This window comes from Robertkochia aurantiaca, from assembly GCF_020166495.1.
Taxonomy (GTDB): Bacteria; Bacteroidota; Bacteroidia; order Flavobacteriales; family Flavobacteriaceae; genus Robertkochia; species Robertkochia aurantiaca.
On sequence record NZ_JAINZS010000005.1, the window covers coordinates 505792 to 525583 of the forward strand.

Genomic DNA, 19792 nt, shown 5'->3' on the forward strand with positions numbered 1-19792 from the left:
GTTCTCATGAAAAACGGCTTATGGATCGAAATACTAATAATTTATAATTAAGTTTAACCGGAACTTTCCGGCAGAATAGCCAAATGAATAAATTTTTCGTTATGCCCGACCGCTTTGTAAAGCTGATTCTCCTTTTGGGGTGTTTACTACTCATTTCGCCGCTTTCCGCACAGGACCCTGTTACCCAAAACCCCTATTCGTATAAAAGTGATGATCCCAACGGGATCGGCAAATGGTACCAGGGAAGGGAGATCGCCCGGGTGATGAGCTATCTCGGCATCAGGTGGCTGGAACGAAGCAGCCGGCAGGAAGAGGAAAACACCCAGAAACTCATTAACAACATGGATTTACAGGCCGATGATGTAGTAGCCGATATCGGCGCAGGATCAGGCTATCATGTGTTCAGAATGGCACCCAGGGTTCCGGAGGGAACCGTATATGCAGTAGATATACAAGACGAGATGCTCGTGGCGCTGAGAAGAAAGAAAAAGGAGCTGGGGGTAGAAAATGTAGAGGTGGTCAAGGGCAGCGACCAGGATATCAATATTCCTGCATCGACTCTGGATAAGGTCCTGATGGTCGATGTGTATCACGAACTGGAGTTTCCGGTGGAAATGATGGCCTCGGTAAAAAAAGCCTTAAAGAAAAACGGAGAGGTTTTCCTGATCGAATACCGGGGTGAAGATCAGAGCGTCCCGATAAAGAAGCTGCATAAAATGACCGAGAAACAGGCTGTCAGAGAAATGAAAGCAGCCGGATTTAAACTCAAGGAAAATATCGGGAACCTCCCCTGGCAGCACTGCATGATATTCGTGAAGGGATAAATTTCCTGAAAGGAAGGCTCCATTGCGAAAACAATCATTTTGTCTGACTTCAGGTTTATTTCCACTTATCATAAGGGCCGCATTTCTAAAAAAAATGCCGTGATCTCTCACGGCATTTGATTGCAACAAAAGTAAAACTCCCATCAGGCATTCACCTCTTAGAGGGTTGGGTAATCGGTATATCCCTTCTTTCCGGGCACATAGAAGGTATCTTCATCCCATGGAGCGATCTCAGCCTTCTTTTCAAAGCGATGTACCAGGTCGGGATTAGAAATAAACGGTTTCCCATAGGCTACCAGGTCAGCTTCTCCGGTTTCCAGCACAGCGTTTCCTTTTTCCCTGTCAAAACCTGTGTTGATCATAAGCGTTCCTTTATAGATAGGCCGGTAATGCCTGGCGATCTCCTGCACGGCAATAGGCACATCAGAAACATCATTAAAGGGTTCTGAAAGATGCACATAAGCCAGGTCGTAATCATTCAGTTTACCGATGATATAATCGAAAGTGGGAATCGTCTCCTCATCCATTTCCATCCCGAAGATCCCGTGCAGCGACGGATTGAAACGCACCCCGATACGATTCTCAGGCATTACTTCCCTAACCGCATCCAGGACCTCGAAGAAGAAACGGGCACGATTCTCCTTATTCCCCCCGTACTCATCGGTTCTTTTGTTAGAAGTCGCGTTAAAGAACTGGTGAAACAAATACCCGTTAGAAGAGTGAATTTCAACTCCGTCGAACCCTGCTTCCATGGCATTTGCTGCTGCTTTCTTAAAGTCATTCACGGTTCTTTTGATATCATCACCGGTCATTTCTCTTGGGGTAACCGTATCCTTAAAACCCTCGGGAGTATATGACTGAGCATTTGGGTTAATCGCTGATGGCGCGACCGGAAGCGCTCCCCCGTGAAAGTCAGGATGTGACATGCGACCTACGTGCCACAGTTGTATAAAGATCTTCCCGCCTCGGTCATGCACTCTTTTAGTAACCTTTTTCCAGCCTTCAACCTGTGCTTCGGTATAGATCCCGGGCGTATTCACATATCCTACAGCTTCGGGCGAAACCTGTGATCCTTCTGTGATGATCAATCCGGCACCGGCCCGTTGCTCGTAATACAAACCATGAAGATCATCTGTAGGTGCATTATCAGGATTATCGGCCCGACTTCGTGTCATAGGAGCCATTACCACCCGGTTAGATAATTCAAGTCCGTTCATATCGTAAGACTCTAACAAATTCTGTTTGCTCATATAGCTTTTTTTATGATTAGTAAGTTCTGGCTACACTGTTCAAAAGAAATCCAATCCTTTTTTGGGTTTAAGGGGTAGCCTTAATTCTGTACGTCATGTGCATAGCTCCCTTACGCCCTGGAAATCGAAAATCTCGATGCAATGATGCCCTGTATCTATAAGAATTTATATCATGCTTAAAATCTGCCATCTACCTGCTCTCCTGCTTTTATTTTCAACAGGATTCGCTATCTTAGAAAATAATTCATTCCGGAAAAACTGAAACTCCCGGCTGAAGCCCATGATAGCAAAAACCATTTTACCGTTTTTCATCCTGTTTTATTCGGTATTTCCAGCACCTATGAACCTTCAGTATGTAGAGGAAGGTATGGCTTCCTATTACAGCGATTCCCTGGCCGGGAACCCCACTGCCAGCGGTGAGATCTATGACCCGGAGAAAATGACGGCTGCCCATCCCAGCCTTGATTTTGGTACCGAGGTGGAGGTCACCAATCTCAGCAACAACAGGTCGGTGGTTGTCAGGATTAACGATCGCGGACCCTATGTTAAAAACCGCATCATCGACCTCTCTAAAGCCGCTGCCCGGGAATTGGGCATTATAGATAAGGGTGTGGCCAGGGTACACCTTCTGGTCGTATCTGAGTGAGCAAACATCCTTTCCTATTCTTATTTGAACACTATAAAAATCAAAAGATCATTATGTTTTCAACCTTGCATATGGTTGCTTTGAAGACAAACACTTCATTACTATATTTGTCTTCCTACATATCCTGATGCTTTTATACCTTCAGAACTGATGAACCAAAAACCTTCTTCACAGGGAACCCCTGATATCAAACTCCCGTTTCTTATTAAGCGCCTGTTTTTTCTCTTTATACTGATTTTTATGAACTCTGCCGGGTGCTCCCTGGCTCAGGATCTGCCTGCCGATATGCTCGCGGAGATCAACAGAAGAACTGAAAAAGATATCAATCCGGCTATTGCGATGGCAATTTTACATCCCGATGACAGGGTGACCTATCACAACTTTGGAGAAACAAACAACCTGGCGCCCGACAGTCTTACGCTTTTCGAAATTGGTTCACTGACAAAAACCTTCACCGCCTATCAGGTACTCCAATATTTTAATGAGGAATCAGACCAGGAGTTAGAAACGTTTCTTTTGACGGAAGGAAAAACAGAGTTACCCTGGAAAAGGATCGCGATCGGGGATCTTTTAAACCACAAAGCAGGAATACCAAGGCTTTCTCCATTATTCCAGCCGGAAAACTGGGCAGATCCCTTTAAAGGTTACACCGAAGATAAATTTTACGAAGAATTGATAGCGCTTGATCCTGAAAACGAGGCCGCGTGGAGCTACTCCAACCTGGGATATGCCATACTTGGAAAGACTCTGGAGGTAAAATCAGGAAAAAACTACGAGGAACTCATGGGTCCCTTTCTGAAAGGGATCGGAATGGAACATACCTGCCTTTCGCATGAATCGGTAGCCGCTGAAATAGCGATCCCTACACATCTTGGAATCGCTAACAGTTACTGGCATTTCGATGGTCCCAGTCATTATGCCGGCGGACTGATCAGCAATACCAGGGATCTTACCTGCTATCTCAGATTTTTAAAAGAACACCATACACTATTCACGGGTGATACAGGTGATGTCATTCCTACCGGAATTGATGACCTGGGTAAGAACACACTTTTTTACAAAAAGGGTTGGTTTGTCTGGAAGCCCGACACGAACACTGAGATCCTTATACACAATGGTGGAACGGGTGGTTTTTCCTCCTTCATAGGCTACAATAAATCTTCTGAAACAGGCATTGTTGTGCTTTCAAACTCCCTCAGTCTTTCAGATGATTTAGGTCTTCATTTGCTGTATCCCGGCTTTAAATTGAGACACCCTGAAAGAACGATCGCTTATACTCTTGCCCAGTCTATTGAACAGGATCAAGGGCACGATCTGGTGAAACAGTACCACGAACTAAAACAATCAGGGGAAGCTGACGATATTGTAGATATCTATTGGCTGGAAAGATTTCACTTTGGAAAAGGTCACTACCAAATAAGCAACCAGCTCTGCGATATCATGATAGAGGCCTTACCCGATGACTGGGAAGTATACGACCTCAAAGCTCAAAATCTTGAAAAACTGCAGCAACTTGCCCTGGCCGCCTCTTACTATCAAGAGGCTATCGAAAGAAATCCTGACGACAAAGGATTGCTTGCACGATTTCAGAATCTGCAGAACCAGATGAAAAACTAAACTACTGTATAAAGCCTAAAATTATCACCCATGAGAACCATTATCAATATTGCTTTTAGCCTTTTTCTGTTATTCCCGCTTATTTCCTGCAACAGCGATGGTAAGGAGAATACCGAAGGAGATAATCTCACCGGAAAGTATGCTCACCCCGACCTGAAACCCGGTCGCTACAACGTCGCCTTTCTGATCATGGACGGGACTTTCAATACCGAATTTACTGCCCCGTACGACATTTTCCAACACACTGTTTTCAGAGACAGTATAAAAGCGATGAATGTTTTTACCGTCGCCAATACCCTTGATCCGGTAACTACTTTTGAGGGAGTACGAATACTTCCTGATTTCGACTATACCAAAGACAGCCTGCCAAAGATTGACATCCTGGTGGTTCCAAGTGCCGAACATCACCTGGATACCGATCTTCAGGACAGTACCATGATCAATTTCGTCAGGAATACGGCTGAAAAAGCGCAATGGGTCACTTCGCACTGCGACGGTGCTTTCGTGCTGGCACAGGCAGGCCTTTTAGATTCGGTTACATCTACCACCTTCCCCTCTGACATCGAAACCTACAAGGCCAGGTTTCCTGATCTGGAGGTGGTCAGTGATGTATTATTTGTTCATGACGGAAAATTTATCACTTCCGCAGGAGGAGCGAAAAGTTTCGAAGCCGCTTTGTATTTATGTGAGGTGCTTTATGGTCCTGAGATCGCCAGGGACCTTGCCGGCGGATTGGTTATAGACTGGAATCTGGAGACGGTACCGCATCTCAGGGTCGAATAGGTCTGTAACCGATCCTGTAAAAAACAGGAAAGGTAAACCTACGACTTCCCTTCATCTGATATCCCTCCCAGTATGCTCTTACCGGATCAAAAGAATTTGCCTTCTGAAAGCATTTTACCGCCGACCAGCTGCTGAGATAGTTCATCAGTGAGGCTTTATCCCAGTTAACCTCTATCTGATAATCATCTGTAAGCTGTACCTCATCAAAAGGAAAGGAAAAATTTTGATAGGCGGCTTCGATCCACCTTCTTCTCTCCGGCCAGTAATCATAGATCTGTTGATGATAAAAATCATCCATCATCGCATTGAACCTGTCATCACCCTGAATCAGTCCGTATCCTAAAAGGGCAAGCAGACCGTTCGGCTTTAATATTCGAAGAACCTCCTTATAGAAGGCATCCCGATCAAACCAGTGAAATGATTGTGCGCAGGTGATCAGGTCAACCGACTCTTCCGGTAACCCGGTGTCTTCTGCCCTTCCCTGCCGGTATTCTACCCGGTTTCTTTCAAAAGCGACAGAGATTTGCTCCAGGCTGATATCCAAACCTATGACCTTGTCAAAACCCGGCACCAGCCTGCCAGCTAACTGACCGTTGCCTGTGCCGGCATCAAGGGCCAGTGCGTGACCCTTTGCCATACTCATGACTTCCTGTATCAGGGCTTCCGGAAAAAAGGGACGGGAAGAGCGATATTTTTCAGGTTCATCAGAAAAGTGGTTCAGGGGTGGTTCCATGAAGGCTTCCTTTTTTAAGTGCTAATACAAGGTCTTCATCCCGTATTCTTCCAAAAGAGCCCCGTAATCAGGCTGAATTCTAAGCAGGGCTATCCCTTCCAGGTCACGTAGCCGGTCGCTGTCTCTGAATCCGTTCTCAAGCAATTGCTCGAGATAATAATACGACATCCCGTATTCCCCCTCCCTCACCGTAAGGGGCAGTATATTGAGATAAGCCTCGTAATCTTTTGGATTGATCAGTGTTTTAAGGATGTTGATGAACAACAATTGTTCGGTATGCTCTTCCATTGTCATATTCAGGGCCATGGCGTCTGAAACCGCACTCAACAGGTTCATCAGACGCATGTACATATTGCGGTATGCCTTTTTGTTGCTCTTTTCGAAGTTCTTCTTCAGGCCCGTGATCTCGTCCTCCCAATATCCCAGGGCCTCCAACTCTCCTTTCTTGATATCTTCAGGAAGATATTTCACATAATCATCGAGGTAAAAACCTTCGACCGAGCTGATATACTCATGATTCGATCGTTGCTGCCTGTAGGTTTTGTTTCGTTTGATCTCATTTCTCCTGTCTTTCAAACGATCCTGGTCGATGTAAAATCTATAATCTTCCATGACGTCCAGCCAGTTAGCATAAGCATGATAATGTTGTGTATTGCTTAACTGTTCTTCACTGTACCGGTACTCCATATCATAAAAACCCTCGATATCGGTTTCTTCCGGTTTAAAGAACCCCTTATTCATCAGCTTCATATGCAATGACCGCATTGACCTGTCGACCGCTTCTTTCGGAGGCCAGTGATGCGCCCCGGGAAACACCAGGTTATAGGTCTCGAACTTGAGCTTGTTCAGATATTGTTCAGCTACCTGCATGGGCCGGTAATTAAAATCCTGATCACCCACCGCGCTCACATAAACGAACCGGTTTTCCTTTGGGGTATAGGTATCGCTTATTGAAAAGGAACTGCCAAAGGCCAGCACCCCTTTGATGGCAGGTTCAAGCACTGCTGCCGCGACAGCCAAACGGGCTCCCCCGGAAAATCCGGCAGTAACTTTTAACTCTTTGCGCGTATTCACCATCCCTTCAACCTGATCGAACAAGAGTCTTATCTTGTTGAAATTGACCTGGTAATAATCATTTTTTATTCCATTCGACGACACTAACACGTATCCATAACGATCGGCCCCTTCCTTAAAGGCTTCAACCGCTTTGATTCCTTCCCCCGCAGGGTCGAAAATATAGATCACCGGCCAGGATTTGGTGGCGTCGTAAGCAACAGGCAGATAAAGACAAAGCGTATTCTCTGTTCCTGCTATAGCGATGGAATCAGTGACCTGTCCCGCTTTGGGGTCTTCACCCTGAGCCCTGACCATAGACAGTACCAACAAAAAAATAGTGACGAAAGAGTACCTCATGAAGTTACTAAGCGTTTTCTTTCAAAAGTTATTAAAATAAAATCAGATATGGTATCTTGGGCAAAGATTAGGCCACAAAAAAAGAAAATATAATGATAAGAACCGTAGTAAATTTTCTGTTTTTAATTTCTTTTATCGCACTGAACGCGCAAGCGGTATCTGAAGGACCCTATTCCCAGCTGATCATCAGAGGAGCCACGCTGATCAATGGGAACGGTGCACCTCCGACAGGGCCGGTAGATGTAGTGATTGAGAACGATATTATAACCGGAATACATACGGTAGGTTATCCGGGGGTTGCCATTAAACCAAAGGATCGCCCCAAACTCAAAGAAAACGGAAAGGAGATCGATGCCTCAGGTATGTATCTGCTTCCTGGTTTTATCAATATGCACGGACATATAGGCGGAGATGCTCAGGGGGCTGACCCGGATTATGTATTCCGCCTGTGGATGGCCCATGGTATCACCTCCGTCAGGGAGCCCGGAGGCCGGGGACTTGAATATACCCTTGACCTGAAAAGGAAAAGCGAAAGCAATGAAATTGTAGCTCCGCGTATTTTCGCTTATACTATTTTTGGTCAGGGCAGCGATAAACCGATCAGCACCACAGAACAAGCCCGTGAGTGGGTACGAATGAATGCGAAAGGCGGAGCAGACGGTATCAAATTCTTTGGGGCAGACCCCGAGATCATGACTGCCGCACTTGACGAGAACAATAAGCTTGGGCTCGGGTCAGCCTGTCATCACGCCCAGATGGATGTGGCCCGGTGGAATGTGCTGAATTCGGCTCGTGCCGGACTTACCAGCATGGAGCACTGGTACGGACTTCCTGAAGCGCTCTTTACAGACAGAACGGTACAGAACTACCCTCTGAATTACAATTACAATAACGAACAGCATCGGTTCGAGGAAGCCGGAAAACTTTGGGAACAGGCTGCAGAACCCTACTCTGAGCACTGGAACAATGTTATGAACGAACTCATCGAACTGGATTTTACCATAGATCCCACATTCAATATTTACGAGGCGAGTCGTGACCTTCACCGGGCACGCAGGGCCGAATGGCATGAAGACTACACCCTGCCATCACTCTGGAAATTTTATCAGCCCAGCAAAGTCTCCCATGGATCCTACTGGCATTACTGGGGTACCGAGCAGGAAGTGGCATGGAAACGCAACTATGATCTCTGGATGACATTTATTAACGAATACAAGAATCGCGGTGGAAGGGTAACGGTAGGCTCTGATTCCGGTTTTATCTTTCAACTCTACGGATTTGCCTATATCAGGGAAATGGAACTCTTACGGGAAGCGGGCTTTCATCCGCTGGAGATCATAAGAGCCGCCACGCTTAATGGTGCCGAAGCCCTGGGAGTGGCAGATCAGCTGGGTACCATCAGTATCGGTAAAAAGGCAGACATGGTACTGGTTGGTGAAAACCCACTTGAAAACCTGAAGGTCCTTTACGGTACCGGGGCCGTAAAACTTACCGAAGACAATGAAGTCGTACGTGTAGGCGGCGTAAAATACACCATTAAAGACGGGATCATTTACGATGCAAAACTATTGCTTGAAGAAGTTAAGGCTATGGTAGACAAGGCTAAGGATGCAGAAAATTTTGAAATCAAACAACCGGGCAGTTAAGATGGAAAAACTTTTTATGGTCATGCTCGGATGCAAACCGGAGGGCCGCCTGACCGAACAACACGACATTTTTTTCGGGATCGCTCCAAGCCTGAAAGCCCTCATACCCGAAATGAAAGCTTTCTGGCCGGAGGCCAAAGGGCAAATTCATATCGATGCCTGGCGGGAGATCACCCAGATCGATGGTCATTCGATCAGTATTGTAAAAAGAAAGGATAACCAGCAAAAGGCATCGCCGGCAAAGCGACTGTTCTTTATCAACCTCGGAGGTTATAAGAGAGGAGAGTTCGAAGAATATCATTATAAAGTGGTCACGGTTGCAGATACGCGATCAAAAGCCATCAAAACATCCATGAATACCAGCTTCTACAAGCATTGTGGTTTTGAAGGGGCTACTTCACATATCGATGATAAATATGGCATTGATGTCGACGACATCTATGAAATCGAAGACATTCTGAACGAGGAGACCAAATCTGAATATGCCATAGAAATAACACCGTCAAAAGGAGAGCAGGAAGATGACCTTTTGCATATCGGTTATCTCAAGCTGGCTCTGCTCGAAAAACGACCATAGAATCACCTCTTTATAATAGGCCGGTCTTCGACCACATTAGAAAGCACGATATGGGTACGGGTTTCACCATAGGTGATCATCTTATCAATGAATTCCTCCAGGTGAAAGTGATCGGTAAAAACAACTTCCATAATGATATTTTCATTACCGGTAATACGGTAACAATTGATCACTTCATCGAACTGTTTCACCGTATCGAGAAAAGGCTTCAATTTTCCCATAAAGGCACGCAAGGTGATGATTGCGAAAAGCTGGTAGCCTGACTGGGAATAATCGATACTGGTGGTATATCCTTTGATCAGTCCCGTATCTTCCATTTTTCGTATACGCTCTGCCACCGCCGGAGACGAGAGTCCGACCTTACGTCCGATCTCGGCATTACTCAGCCTGGCATTCTTCTGCAAGAGCTCCAGGATCTGCCAATTTAACTTATCAACCTTCATTTTAATGAAAAAAGAATTAAAAGCTTTAATTTTTAATGAAAGTAGCTAATATACTTAAATAGTTAAAGACGAAATGGCTTTAAACAGATTAAATTTGATTCTACAGTAATCATCACTCATTTATGAAAGGTTTCGGTTCTCAGATAAGATCAAAAAGTGTAAAACGCCTGGCTGTCTACCAGAAGGCTCTGGAGATCTTTCGCCTAAGCCGGAGCATTACAGCTTCTGCCAACCTTTCAGGCCTTGATATCATGGACCAATACCGGCATGAAAATGCAGATGTGAGATTGTCAGATCACCTGATCATGACCTCCCTGGGGCTGGCTCCTAAAATCGCCATGGCCGAAAGCACCAAAGACCCGAACGTCAAGTTTCATTCTATAGAGGCCATTCGCCAGTCGACCGATTACCTGATGAACTGCTGTGAAAGACTGGAACAACAGGGTGTAACACGAAAAGAATTTACCCGGCTGCTCAAAAAGGAGCTCAATAAATTCGGAAAATTGCAGCAAAAATGGGCAATCCGTATTTCTGCAGTTAACTGATAAAAAGCATAACATAAAAAACCGGCTTCATGGAACATACCATCATGAAGCCGGTTTTTTTATGGACCGCGATCACAAGTGATCCCGGAGTTTGTAAATTATAGGGTGCTACATATTCCTTCGGTACTGGCCCCCGACTTCGAAAAGCGCCTGGGTGATCTGCCCCAGAGAACATACTTTGGTAGCCTCCATCAGGGTTTCGAAGATATTTTGGTTATGAACAGCTGCTGACTGTACTTTTTGCAAAGCCTCTTTCGCTTCTTGCTCGTATACCTTATGGAGATTCTCAAGAGAATTCAACTGCAGCTTCTTTTCTTCCTCAGTAGCCCTGATCACCTCCTCGGGGATGATCGTAGGCGAGCCTTTACTGCTTAAAAAGGTATTCACCCCGACTATAGGATATTCTCCTGTATGCTTAAGGGTTTCATAATGCAGGCTTTCCTCCTGTATCTTCGAACGCTGGTACATGGTTTCCATGGCTCCCAGCACCCCTCCTCTTTCGGTGAGCCTGTCAAATTCGCTGAGCACGGCCTCTTCCACAAGATCAGTCAACTCTTCTATGATAAAACTTCCCTGGAGAGGATTCTCATTCTTGGCGAGACCCAGCTCCTTGTTGATGATCAACTGAATAGCCATCGCTCTGCGTACCGACTCTTCGGTTGGCGTGGTGATCGCCTCGTCATACGCATTGGTATGAAGGGAATTACAGTTGTCATAAATGGCATAAAGTGCCTGAAGAGTGGTTCTTATATCATTAAAATCTATTTCCTGCGCATGCAGTGACCTTCCGGAGGTTTGAATATGATATTTAAGCATCTGCGCTCTGCTGTTGGCTCCGTATTTATGCTTCAGGGCTTTTGACCAGATACGTCTGGCTACCCGGCCGATTACAGCGTATTCAGGATCCACCCCGTTGGAAAAGAAGAAAGACAGGTTGGGTCCGAACTTATTGATATCCATTCCACGGCTCAGATAGTATTCAACATAGGTGAAACCATTGGCCAGGGTAAATGCCAGCTGGGTTATAGGGTTAGCCCCGGCTTCGGCAATGTGATATCCTGAAATCGATACCGAATAAAAATTCCTGACATTTTGCTCGATAAAGTACGACTGAACATCACCCATCAGTCGTAGGGCGAATTCAGTAGAGAATATACAGGTGTTCTGTGCCTGGTCTTCCTTCAATATATCAGCCTGCACCGTTCCCCTTACCTGGGTAAGCGTTCGGGCCTTGATTTCTTCATACACATCAGCCGGCAACACCTGATCCCCGGTTACCCCAAGCAGCATTAGCCCAAGACCGTCATTCCCTTCAGGGAGCTTTCCTTTCTGCATTCCCTTTTCGCGGTCAAATCCGTGGTAAGCAGGCCGCTCCACTCCCTTTTCCTTATAAATGGCCTCGATCTTTTTATCAACCTCAGCTTCCAGGCCGTGCTCCCTGATATACAGTTCGCATTGCTGGTCGATGGCTGCGTTCATAAAGAACCCAAGTAACATGGGTGCCGGACCATTGATGGTCATACTCACCGAGGTCATAGGATCGGCGAGGTTAAAGCCCGAGTACAGTTTTTTAGCGTCATCAAGGCAACATACAGAGACTCCTGAATTTCCGATCTTCCCGTATATATCGGGGCGCAGATCAGGGTCGTTACCATAAAGCGTTACCGAATCAAAAGCTGTCGACAGCCTTTTTGCAGGCATATCGAGACTTACATAATGAAACCGCTTATTCGTTCTTTCGGGACCTCCTTCACCCGCGAACATACGTGTGGGGTCTTCCCCGGTACGCTTGAACGGATACAAACCGGCGGTGTAAGGGAACTCTCCGGGTACGTTTTCCTGCAAAACCCAGGTCAGTATATCACCCCAGGCCTGGTATTTCGGCAGCACAACTTTAGGTATCTGGGTATGAGAAAGAGATTCTGTATGGGTCTGAATACGGATCTCTTTATCCCTGACCTTAAAACTGTAAACCGGTTCCTTATAACGGTTTACTTTCTCGTCCCAGTTTTGAATAACTTCCCAGTTGAACGGATCCAGGTTCATCTTTACCCGGTCAAATTCCTTTATCAGCAAGGAAACCAACTCTTTATTAACGGCATCATTCTCAGGAATGCTCTCTGTATCCAATCCGCTCTTTTCAAGTTTGGGTACAGAACCTGTAAGCGATTCCAGCGTTTTGAAAATACCGTACAGCTTTTGCGCGATCTCTGCCTGCTCCTGTGCCTTCTGATCGTAAGACCGGTTATTTTCGGCTATTTCTGAAAGATAACGGGTACGCTTGGGAGGGATCACATAGATCTTTTCACTCATCTCATCACTGATCTCAAAAGAGGAAGAAAGGTCTGCCTCGGTTTTCTCAGCTATGGTATTCATAATAGCCCGATACAGGGTATTCATACCGGGGTCGTTAAACTGAGAGGCAATAGTGCCAAATACAGGCAGGTCATCAACATTGGTATCCCATGCCCCGTGATTGCGTTGATACTGTTTTTTTACATCCCTGAGCGCATCCTGTGCACCCCGCTTATCGAATTTGTTAATAGCCACCAGGTCTGCAAAATCAAGCATATCGATCTTTTCAAGCTGGGTGGCTGCCCCGAATTCAGGAGTCATGACGTAGAGAGAAACATCTGAATGATCAAGTATCTCAGTATCGCTTTGTCCGATCCCTGAAGTTTCAAGTATGATCAGGTCATAGTCTGCCGCTTTCAGTATATCTACCGCATCAGCCACGTGTTTTGACAAGGCCAGGTTCGATTGGCGGGTAGCCAGACTGCGCATATAAACCCTCTCGTTATTGATCGCATTCATACGTATCCTGTCACCCAGCAATGCCCCCCCGGTCTTACGCTTCGACGGGTCTACAGAAATAATTCCGATAGTCTTATCTTCAAAATCATTCAGAAAACGTCTTACGATCTCATCGACCAGGCTGCTTTTCCCGGATCCGCCGGTACCGGTGATACCCAAAACAGGGGTCTTTTTCTTTCCGGCCTTTTCACTGATGGCTTCAAAAACCCCGTTGGCCTGCTCTTTAAAGTTCTCGGCCGAACTGATCAGCCGGGCAATAGCCCCCGGATTCTTCTCTTCCAGCTTGTCTGCCTCGCCATTTAGCTCTTTCCCGATAGGATAATCAGATTGCCTGACCAGGTCATTGATCATACCTTGTAATCCGAGTTCCCGGCCATCGTCAGGAGAATAGATCCTGGTGATACCGTACTCCATCAATTCTTCTATTTCTTCCGGAAGGATCACTCCTCCTCCCCCACCGAAGATCTTAATATGAGATGCTCCCCGCTCTTTCAGCAGGTCATACATGTATTTGAAATATTCCATGTGTCCGCCCTGGTAGGAGGTCATCGCTATAGCATTCACGTCTTCCTGTATGGCTGTATTCACAACCTCTTCCACACTGCGGTCATGCCCCAGGTGGATCACCTCCACCCCGGTCGACTGTATGATACGACGCATGATATTGATAGCGGCATCATGACCGTCAAAGAGGGAGGCCGCCGTTACGATTCTGATCTTGTTTTCAGGTATATAAGGAGCTGTTTGCTTCATCGCTAATCGATTCTGTTTTTAGTGCGTGCAATTTACAGAAAATGCAAAAAAAGAGCTTCTGAATTCAGAATAATTGAAAAGAATCGCCTTGTTAAAGTTTTGTTTAAGTCAGTTGTAAGCAATCTTCTGCTCCTGAGGCAAGCAACTTGACGGGATTTGCGCTTATTTTTTTGTAAATTCATGACATTCAGAACATCTAAGTTAGTGTAACAGATATGTCAAAAGTTAAGATTGCAGTAGCGGGTCCCATTCCCCGCGATACCATTATTACCCATAAGGGAGAAACGATTGAAAAGTATGGTTGTGTGACCCATCCGGCAATCGCTTTGGCCAAGCTACTGGATGACCGGGGAGAAGTATTTCCTGTAACGCATATCAACAAAGTCGATGAAGCCCCCGTTAAGAAGTTGTTCAGTCAGTACGGGAATATACGAACTGAGGGGATACACACCCATCACGATAAGGGAACGGTTATCGAACTCAGGTTTCTTGACCAGAACAACCGAATGGAAAAACAGCGTTCGAGCATGTCTCCCATACTTCCCGAAGATGTGGAGCCCTTTCTGGATGCCGATGTTTTTGTTTTTGTACCCATAACCGATTTTGAGATCGCCCTTGACACCCTGAAATATCTGAAGGAAAACAGCAAGGCACAGATCATCTTTGATGCACATGGCCCCACCACCTGGGTAGATGAGGAAGGTACGCGTCTAAGAAAGATCTGGAAAGATAAAAAAGACTGGCTTCCCTATATAGATGTCTTAAAAATGAACCTGGAAGAATCACAATTCAGCTGGTTTGAAGATGAGAACATACTCACCGAATACAACGAGGAACTCACCGACCACCTTGATTCATTTGCCGATGCCTGCCTCGAACTGGGAACCCGGTACGTTTATGTGACGCTTGACTCAAGAGGTTGTGTGGTCTACTGGAAAGACAACGGGAAGACCGAAAAGACCTTTATACCCTCTATGAAGGTCGATCATGTGGTCGATACCACAGGATGCGGTGATTCATTCGCAGGCGGACTCGCTTACGGCCATGCGGTTCATGCTGACCCGGTGATCGCAGCCCAATACGCCAATATTCTAGGTGCCCTGCGAACTCAGGGAAAAGACTTCAGCGTCTTTAAAGACCGTAAGGAAACCGAAGCTCTCAGAAAGTCGGTCTACCTTTGACCCACGACAATCAGGGTGTTTTATAAAAATTTCCTGACCTTGGGAGTTTCGCTGAATTGACATGCATACAAACAGACTCGGAATACGGGAATTATTTTTGCATTTCTTGGAAAAGAAGCAGTTACGATATACCATAAAAAGAGCTTTTCTGCCCGTATATAGAAAACAGGTTATTTAATGGTGAATATTTTCCTAATTCTGTTGCATCATTAAAACTAATTAATTAATTTTAAGACACTTAGATTAGCACCTCTCTACTGGACCAATTTAGGATTCATCGAAGTTCTCCGCTCCATCAAGCGAAGTTCATAATTAATACTTTGGTAATTTGACCTTAACATTAATTACATCAAGCTGACAGATATTTGCGGAGAATATTTTTCATACTTTGAATTGTTTGAGTTAGCTAGTTTTGAAAAACCGATTTGTCATCAGATCGGTTTTTTTACGCCCAGCGACGTATGAAATCTATGGAAGCCGCATTGAAGTTTGCGGGCTTTTCGACGTTTACCACGTGACCACATTCCGGAATAACCTTTAATTGAGAAAGTGATGAATTCTCAATGCTTTTTCTGATAGCCGGTAAAAACATATAATCTTCCTCACCCATTACGAACAAGGTGGGTACATCAAAGTCAAAATCACGAAGGTAACGCAGTAAAGGATTGATCTCTGAGGTAAGCCGAAACCACTTTACAAATTCCTTTTTATACAACTTCTTGGCTTCTCTTATAAACAGGTTCCGGGATTCCTTATGACTTTCGCGCGGCATGATGATAAAAGCATAGAGCTTATAAAGCCACAGGTATGGCACCACATTCTTACAGATCATTCCCACCCGCATAAGCAACTGAGACCGCATGTTCAGCTTCATGATTGCCCCTCCGAGTATCATGCTCTTTACGATCCCCGGCTGTTCACAGGCTATTTTCCTGATCAGTATGGTTCCCAGGGAGATACCTACAAAATGGGATGATTCTATACGCAAATGACGCAATACCTCCAGTATATCATTAGCTATGGAAGGAAAGGTATACTTCTTATCAAAAGCATCTTTGATCCTTCCTGTAGAACCGTGCCCCCGAAGGTCGACCAACAACAGATTGAAATGCTTGCTGAAGGGGCGCACCTGCTTGAACCAAATAGCAGAACTGCCTCCTGCTCCATGCACAAAAGTGACCCATGGAGCGTTTTCTGATTTTTTATATATCTGGTAATTCAACATAATCGAAGGCCTAAAGTTAATGATTAAGAGTCTTTATCTGTATAAGACAGACTGAATTTGGGTGAAATAATTAAAAGCATCTGCGATTCGCCCGCTGTACCAGGAGAAGTAACTGCCATCTACCAGCAATATTCTTGAATCAGGAAAATATTTTTTTAACTCATGCAGATGCCTGGTTCGAAACGGATAAGGTTCTGACGATAGCAGAACGACCTCAGGTGCTGTGGCCTTTATTTCATGAATATCAATTGCCGGGTATCGCTGCTGTTGAATCACATTATGCAATCCGCAAAGTCCCATCATATGATCTATAAAGGTACCCTTTCCTGCCAACATCCATGGCTCTTTCCATATCAGGTAGGCAGCTCTTTTGCTTTTTTGACCGTTGTCATCCAGCAGCTTTGACCGTTTATTGCTGATCCTTTCAATGAGATTTTCTGCCTCTTCCTCCTTTTTGAAGATATCACCATAATGCCTGAAAAGTTCCAGTGCATCGTCAACGGTGGAGACATCTGATACATGAACGGGGGCGATCTTCTCCAGTTCACCCACCATTTTAAACGTATTCTCTTCTTTATTGCAAAGAATAATGTCAGGCCTCGCCCGGCGTATTTTCTCAGGATTGATCTTTTTGGTACCTCCCATCACCGGCACATGGCTCAGCATAGCGCGGGGATGCAGACAAAACCTGGTTCTCCCTACGATCTGGTCTGCCAGCTTCAGGTCACATAGGGCTTCGGTCAGTGAAGGCACCAGCGAAATGATTCTCCCGGGAGTTCCGGGTAGCGATACTTCTCGGCCAACCTGATCAGTCAGGATCATCTTCTAAAGAAATTCTGCCATTTGGCGTTGCAGTTGCTGGGCAGCTTCCCTGGCTTTGCTATCAAAATCATCTCCCTGCCCGGCATAAATGATCCCTCTGGATGAATTCACCAGCAATCCAACCTTTTCATTCAGGCCATACCGGCAAACATCTTCCAGGCTTCCTCCCTGAGCCCCCACTCCGGGCACCAGTAAAAAGCTGTCGGGAACGACCTTTCTGATCTTCCTGAAATAGTCTGCTTTGGTCGCGCCAACGACATACATCAGTCGTTCGCTGTGCTTATACGTTTGGGAAGTTTCCAATACCTTTTGATAGAGAGGAACCCCTTCGACACTTTCGGTCTGCAGGTCGAAAGCCCCGGGGTTAGATGTCAGGGCCAGAAGAATAGTATGCTTGTTTTCAAATTCCAGAAAAGGCTCAACCGAGTCTCTGCCCATATAGGGTGCTACCGTAATGGAATCAAAATTCAGATCTTCCAGGAAAGCGCGGGCGTACATATTTGCCGTATTTCCGATATCACCCCTCTTTGCATCAGCTATGGTAAATATCTCAGGATATCTTTCATTCAGGTAGTCGATAGTCTTTTTTAAAGACTCCCAGCCTTTCAGTCCCAAAGCTTCATAAAAAGCCATATTGGGTTTGTAAGCCACAGCCAGGTCATGGGTAGCATCGATAATGCGTTTATTGAATGAAAAAACAGGATCGTCTTCCTTCAGCAGAAAACCGGGAATTTTTTCCGGATCTGTATCCAGTCCGATACATAAAAAAGAAGATTTTTTCCTGATAGCAGCGGTAAGCTGATCGTTGGTCATTGTTCAATGTATTTACAGTCGCCTGAACAGCGAAATGTTTAAGGCATATTAAATGGTCTCGCTGGCTTCCTTCAGCTTTTCGGTGTTCTCTGCCAGTTTCAATTCTTCTATGATCTTATCCAGGTCTCCGTTGACGATATTTGAAAGATCATACAGGGTCAGCCCGATACGGTGATCGGTCACACGCCCCTGCGGGTAGTTGTAGGTTCGAATTTTCGCACTTCGGTCACCACTGGATACCATGCTTTTTCTTCGGGCCGCATCTTCTTCCTGCTTTTTAGCCAGCTCTCTCTCATATAACCTCGAGCGTAAGACTTTGATCGCCTTTTCAAGGTTCTTATGTTGTGACTTTTCATCCTGGCAACGCACTTCGATTCCCGTAGGAAGGTGTTGCAGCTGTATGGCTGAATACGTGGTATTCACCGACTGCCCCCCAGGACCTGTAGATGTGGTTCTGATGATCTTGACATCGCTCATATCAAGCTCAACATCAAACTCCTCTGCTTCTGGCAAAACCATGACCGTAGCTGCGGAGGTATGTACCCTCCCCTGAGTTTCGGTCTGCGGCACCCGCTGAACCCTGTGAACTCCGGCCTCAAATTTCATGGTTCCGTAGACATCCTGACCATTGACTTCAAAGATGACCTCCTTATACCCCCCGGCTGTACCTTCGTTGAAATCCACCACATTCACCTTCCATCCCTTGCTCTCGCAATATTTGGTATACATACGATGAAGGTCTCCGGCAAAAATACTCGCCTCATCACCTCCGGTTCCTGCACGTATTTCCATCACCACGTTCTTGGCATCTTCCGGATCTTTCGGGATGAGAAGATATTTGATCTCTTCCTCCAGGGCGGGCAGCTGCTCCTTGGCCTCCTCAAGCTGCATTTTCGCCATTTCCACCATCTCATCGTCAGAACCATCTGCGATGATTTCTTCCGCTTCGGCGATATTATCTTTCAGCAACACATATTCCTCCCGCTTATCTACCAGCTCCTTCAGCTCTTTGTACTCTTTATTAAGGGCTACGTAACGCTTTTGGTCTGCAATGATATCTGGTTGAATGATCAGGTCTGAAATCTCGTCGAAACGCTGTTTTACTATATTAAGTTTATCAATCATAATCTTGATCTGAATAAGGACCCAAATTTACGATAATTTGAACACATCACTATAGCACCCGTACATTCTTGAACATTATTCATGTTCAGAAAGATAAGCAGATTTACAGGGGCTGCATCAGGGATTAAATACGCGAAGAGTATTACCGCTGAGTTCTGTCTGGTAGATCAGTAAGGTATTTGTGGTTATGTCATTGACCGGTTTCCCCTGCAGATCAAAACGGGAACCATGCACATCACACCAAAAACGTTCTGTGTTATTGACGCGATCATAAACGATCTGGTAATTACCCTCATGAGGACATCTTCGTGTAGCAGCAACAAAATCACCTGCCAGATTACGCACTACTACGGTTTCATTCATGATGATGTACCCTCCGGGTTCCTGAAGAGGCTCGGCATCCTGAGAAGACAGATCGATTGTAAAATCTAATTCATTTTCAGATGTCGGATCCTCAACCTGGTCTTCCGGCTGTCCGGATGTATCACCTGCAGGCGAACTGCAGGCAGCACAGGGAAGAATCAGAGCCAGCGCGGCTGCAGAACCCAGTGAACGTAAAAAATCTTTCCTTTCCATAAGAGG

General features: G+C 45.6%; 18 protein-coding genes. 8 read left to right on the forward strand and 10 right to left on the reverse strand.

Annotated elements, in window-relative coordinates:
- Positions 1 to 83 precede the first annotated feature (83 nt).
- Entirely contained in the window at positions 84 to 824 is a 741-nt protein-coding gene (locus K7R10_RS10965) for a class I SAM-dependent methyltransferase (RefSeq protein WP_224484755.1), read from the forward strand.
- 158 nt (positions 825 to 982) lie between these two features.
- On the opposite strand, the gene K7R10_RS10970 is transcribed toward K7R10_RS10965, so the two are convergent.
- Complete coding sequence (locus tag K7R10_RS10970; RefSeq protein WP_224484756.1) at positions 983 to 2074, reverse strand: alkene reductase; 1092 nt, start codon at positions 2072 to 2074, stop codon at positions 983 to 985.
- 340 nt (positions 2075 to 2414) lie between these two features.
- On the opposite strand from K7R10_RS10970, the gene K7R10_RS10975 reads away from it, so the two are divergent.
- From K7R10_RS10975 to K7R10_RS10985, 3 genes are all read left to right on the forward strand, one after another.
- Positions 2415 to 2720, forward strand: a complete 306-nt coding sequence (locus K7R10_RS10975) for a septal ring lytic transglycosylase RlpA family protein (RefSeq protein ID WP_224484757.1) — start codon at positions 2415 to 2417, stop codon at positions 2718 to 2720.
- 150 nt (positions 2721 to 2870) lie between these two features.
- Positions 2871 to 4337: a serine hydrolase domain-containing protein gene (locus tag K7R10_RS10980; protein ID WP_224484758.1), complete on the forward strand. Its 1467-nt coding sequence runs from the start codon at positions 2871 to 2873 to the stop codon at positions 4335 to 4337.
- A gap of 30 nt (positions 4338 to 4367) precedes the next feature.
- Entirely contained in the window at positions 4368 to 5120 is a 753-nt protein-coding gene (locus tag K7R10_RS10985) for a DJ-1/PfpI family protein (RefSeq protein WP_224484759.1), read from the forward strand.
- On the opposite strand, the gene K7R10_RS10990 is transcribed toward K7R10_RS10985, so the two are convergent.
- Together K7R10_RS10990 and K7R10_RS10995 are read right to left on the reverse strand one after the other, a co-directional pair.
- Positions 5107 to 5853, reverse strand: a complete 747-nt coding sequence (locus K7R10_RS10990) for a class I SAM-dependent methyltransferase (protein WP_224484760.1) — start codon at positions 5851 to 5853, stop codon at positions 5107 to 5109. The genes K7R10_RS10985 and K7R10_RS10990 overlap by 14 nt on opposite strands.
- A 21-nt stretch (positions 5854 to 5874) precedes the next feature.
- Positions 5875 to 7266: an alpha/beta hydrolase gene (locus K7R10_RS10995; protein ID WP_224484761.1), complete on the reverse strand. Its 1392-nt coding sequence runs from the start codon at positions 7264 to 7266 to the stop codon at positions 5875 to 5877.
- Positions 7267 to 7358: 92 nt separating this feature from the next.
- Here K7R10_RS10995 and K7R10_RS11000 point away from each other — a divergent pair, with 92 nt between their 5' ends.
- Complete coding sequence (locus K7R10_RS11000; protein WP_224484762.1) at positions 7359 to 8912, forward strand: amidohydrolase family protein; 1554 nt, start codon at positions 7359 to 7361, stop codon at positions 8910 to 8912.
- A gap of 1 nt (position 8913) precedes the next feature.
- Entirely contained in the window at positions 8914 to 9489 is a 576-nt protein-coding gene (locus K7R10_RS11005; RefSeq protein WP_224484763.1) for a DUF1543 domain-containing protein, read from the forward strand.
- Between the two features lie 2 nt (positions 9490 to 9491).
- Here K7R10_RS11005 and K7R10_RS11010 read toward each other — a convergent pair whose 3' ends face one another.
- Positions 9492 to 9932, reverse strand: a complete 441-nt coding sequence (locus tag K7R10_RS11010) for an Lrp/AsnC family transcriptional regulator (protein ID WP_224484764.1) — start codon at positions 9930 to 9932, stop codon at positions 9492 to 9494.
- A gap of 122 nt (positions 9933 to 10054) precedes the next feature.
- On the opposite strand from K7R10_RS11010, the gene K7R10_RS11015 reads away from it, so the two are divergent.
- Positions 10055 to 10477 (forward strand): hypothetical protein, encoded by a 423-nt coding sequence (locus K7R10_RS11015; RefSeq protein ID WP_224484765.1) that lies wholly within the window; start codon positions 10055 to 10057, stop codon positions 10475 to 10477.
- Positions 10478 to 10585: 108 nt separating this feature from the next.
- Here K7R10_RS11015 and K7R10_RS11020 read toward each other — a convergent pair whose 3' ends face one another.
- Complete coding sequence (locus K7R10_RS11020) at positions 10586 to 14044, reverse strand: methylmalonyl-CoA mutase family protein (RefSeq protein ID WP_224484766.1); 3459 nt, start codon at positions 14042 to 14044, stop codon at positions 10586 to 10588.
- Positions 14045 to 14259: 215 nt separating this feature from the next.
- Between K7R10_RS11020 and K7R10_RS11025 the strand changes: the two genes are divergently transcribed.
- A complete protein-coding gene (locus K7R10_RS11025) occupies positions 14260 to 15225 on the forward strand; it encodes a carbohydrate kinase family protein (protein WP_224484767.1) in 966 nt (321 codons plus the stop codon).
- A 445-nt stretch (positions 15226 to 15670) separates the two neighbouring features.
- On the opposite strand, the gene K7R10_RS11030 is transcribed toward K7R10_RS11025, so the two are convergent.
- The 5 genes from K7R10_RS11030 to K7R10_RS11050 form a co-directional block, all read right to left on the reverse strand.
- Entirely contained in the window at positions 15671 to 16450 is a 780-nt protein-coding gene (locus K7R10_RS11030; protein WP_224484768.1) for an alpha/beta fold hydrolase, read from the reverse strand.
- A gap of 33 nt (positions 16451 to 16483) precedes the next feature.
- Positions 16484 to 17272, reverse strand: coding sequence for an ABC transporter substrate-binding protein (locus K7R10_RS11035; RefSeq protein ID WP_224484769.1), 789 nt, complete (start codon positions 17270 to 17272; stop codon positions 16484 to 16486).
- A 3-nt stretch (positions 17273 to 17275) separates the two neighbouring features.
- Entirely contained in the window at positions 17276 to 18085 is an 810-nt protein-coding gene (pyrF, locus tag K7R10_RS11040; RefSeq protein WP_224484770.1) for an orotidine-5'-phosphate decarboxylase, read from the reverse strand.
- Positions 18086 to 18133: 48 nt separating this feature from the next.
- Complete coding sequence (gene prfA / locus K7R10_RS11045) at positions 18134 to 19210, reverse strand: peptide chain release factor 1 (protein ID WP_224484771.1); 1077 nt, start codon at positions 19208 to 19210, stop codon at positions 18134 to 18136.
- 117 nt (positions 19211 to 19327) lie between these two features.
- Positions 19328 to 19786 (reverse strand): QcrA and Rieske domain-containing protein, encoded by a 459-nt coding sequence (locus K7R10_RS11050; RefSeq protein WP_224484772.1) that lies wholly within the window; start codon positions 19784 to 19786, stop codon positions 19328 to 19330.
- Positions 19787 to 19792: the final 6 nt, after the last annotated feature.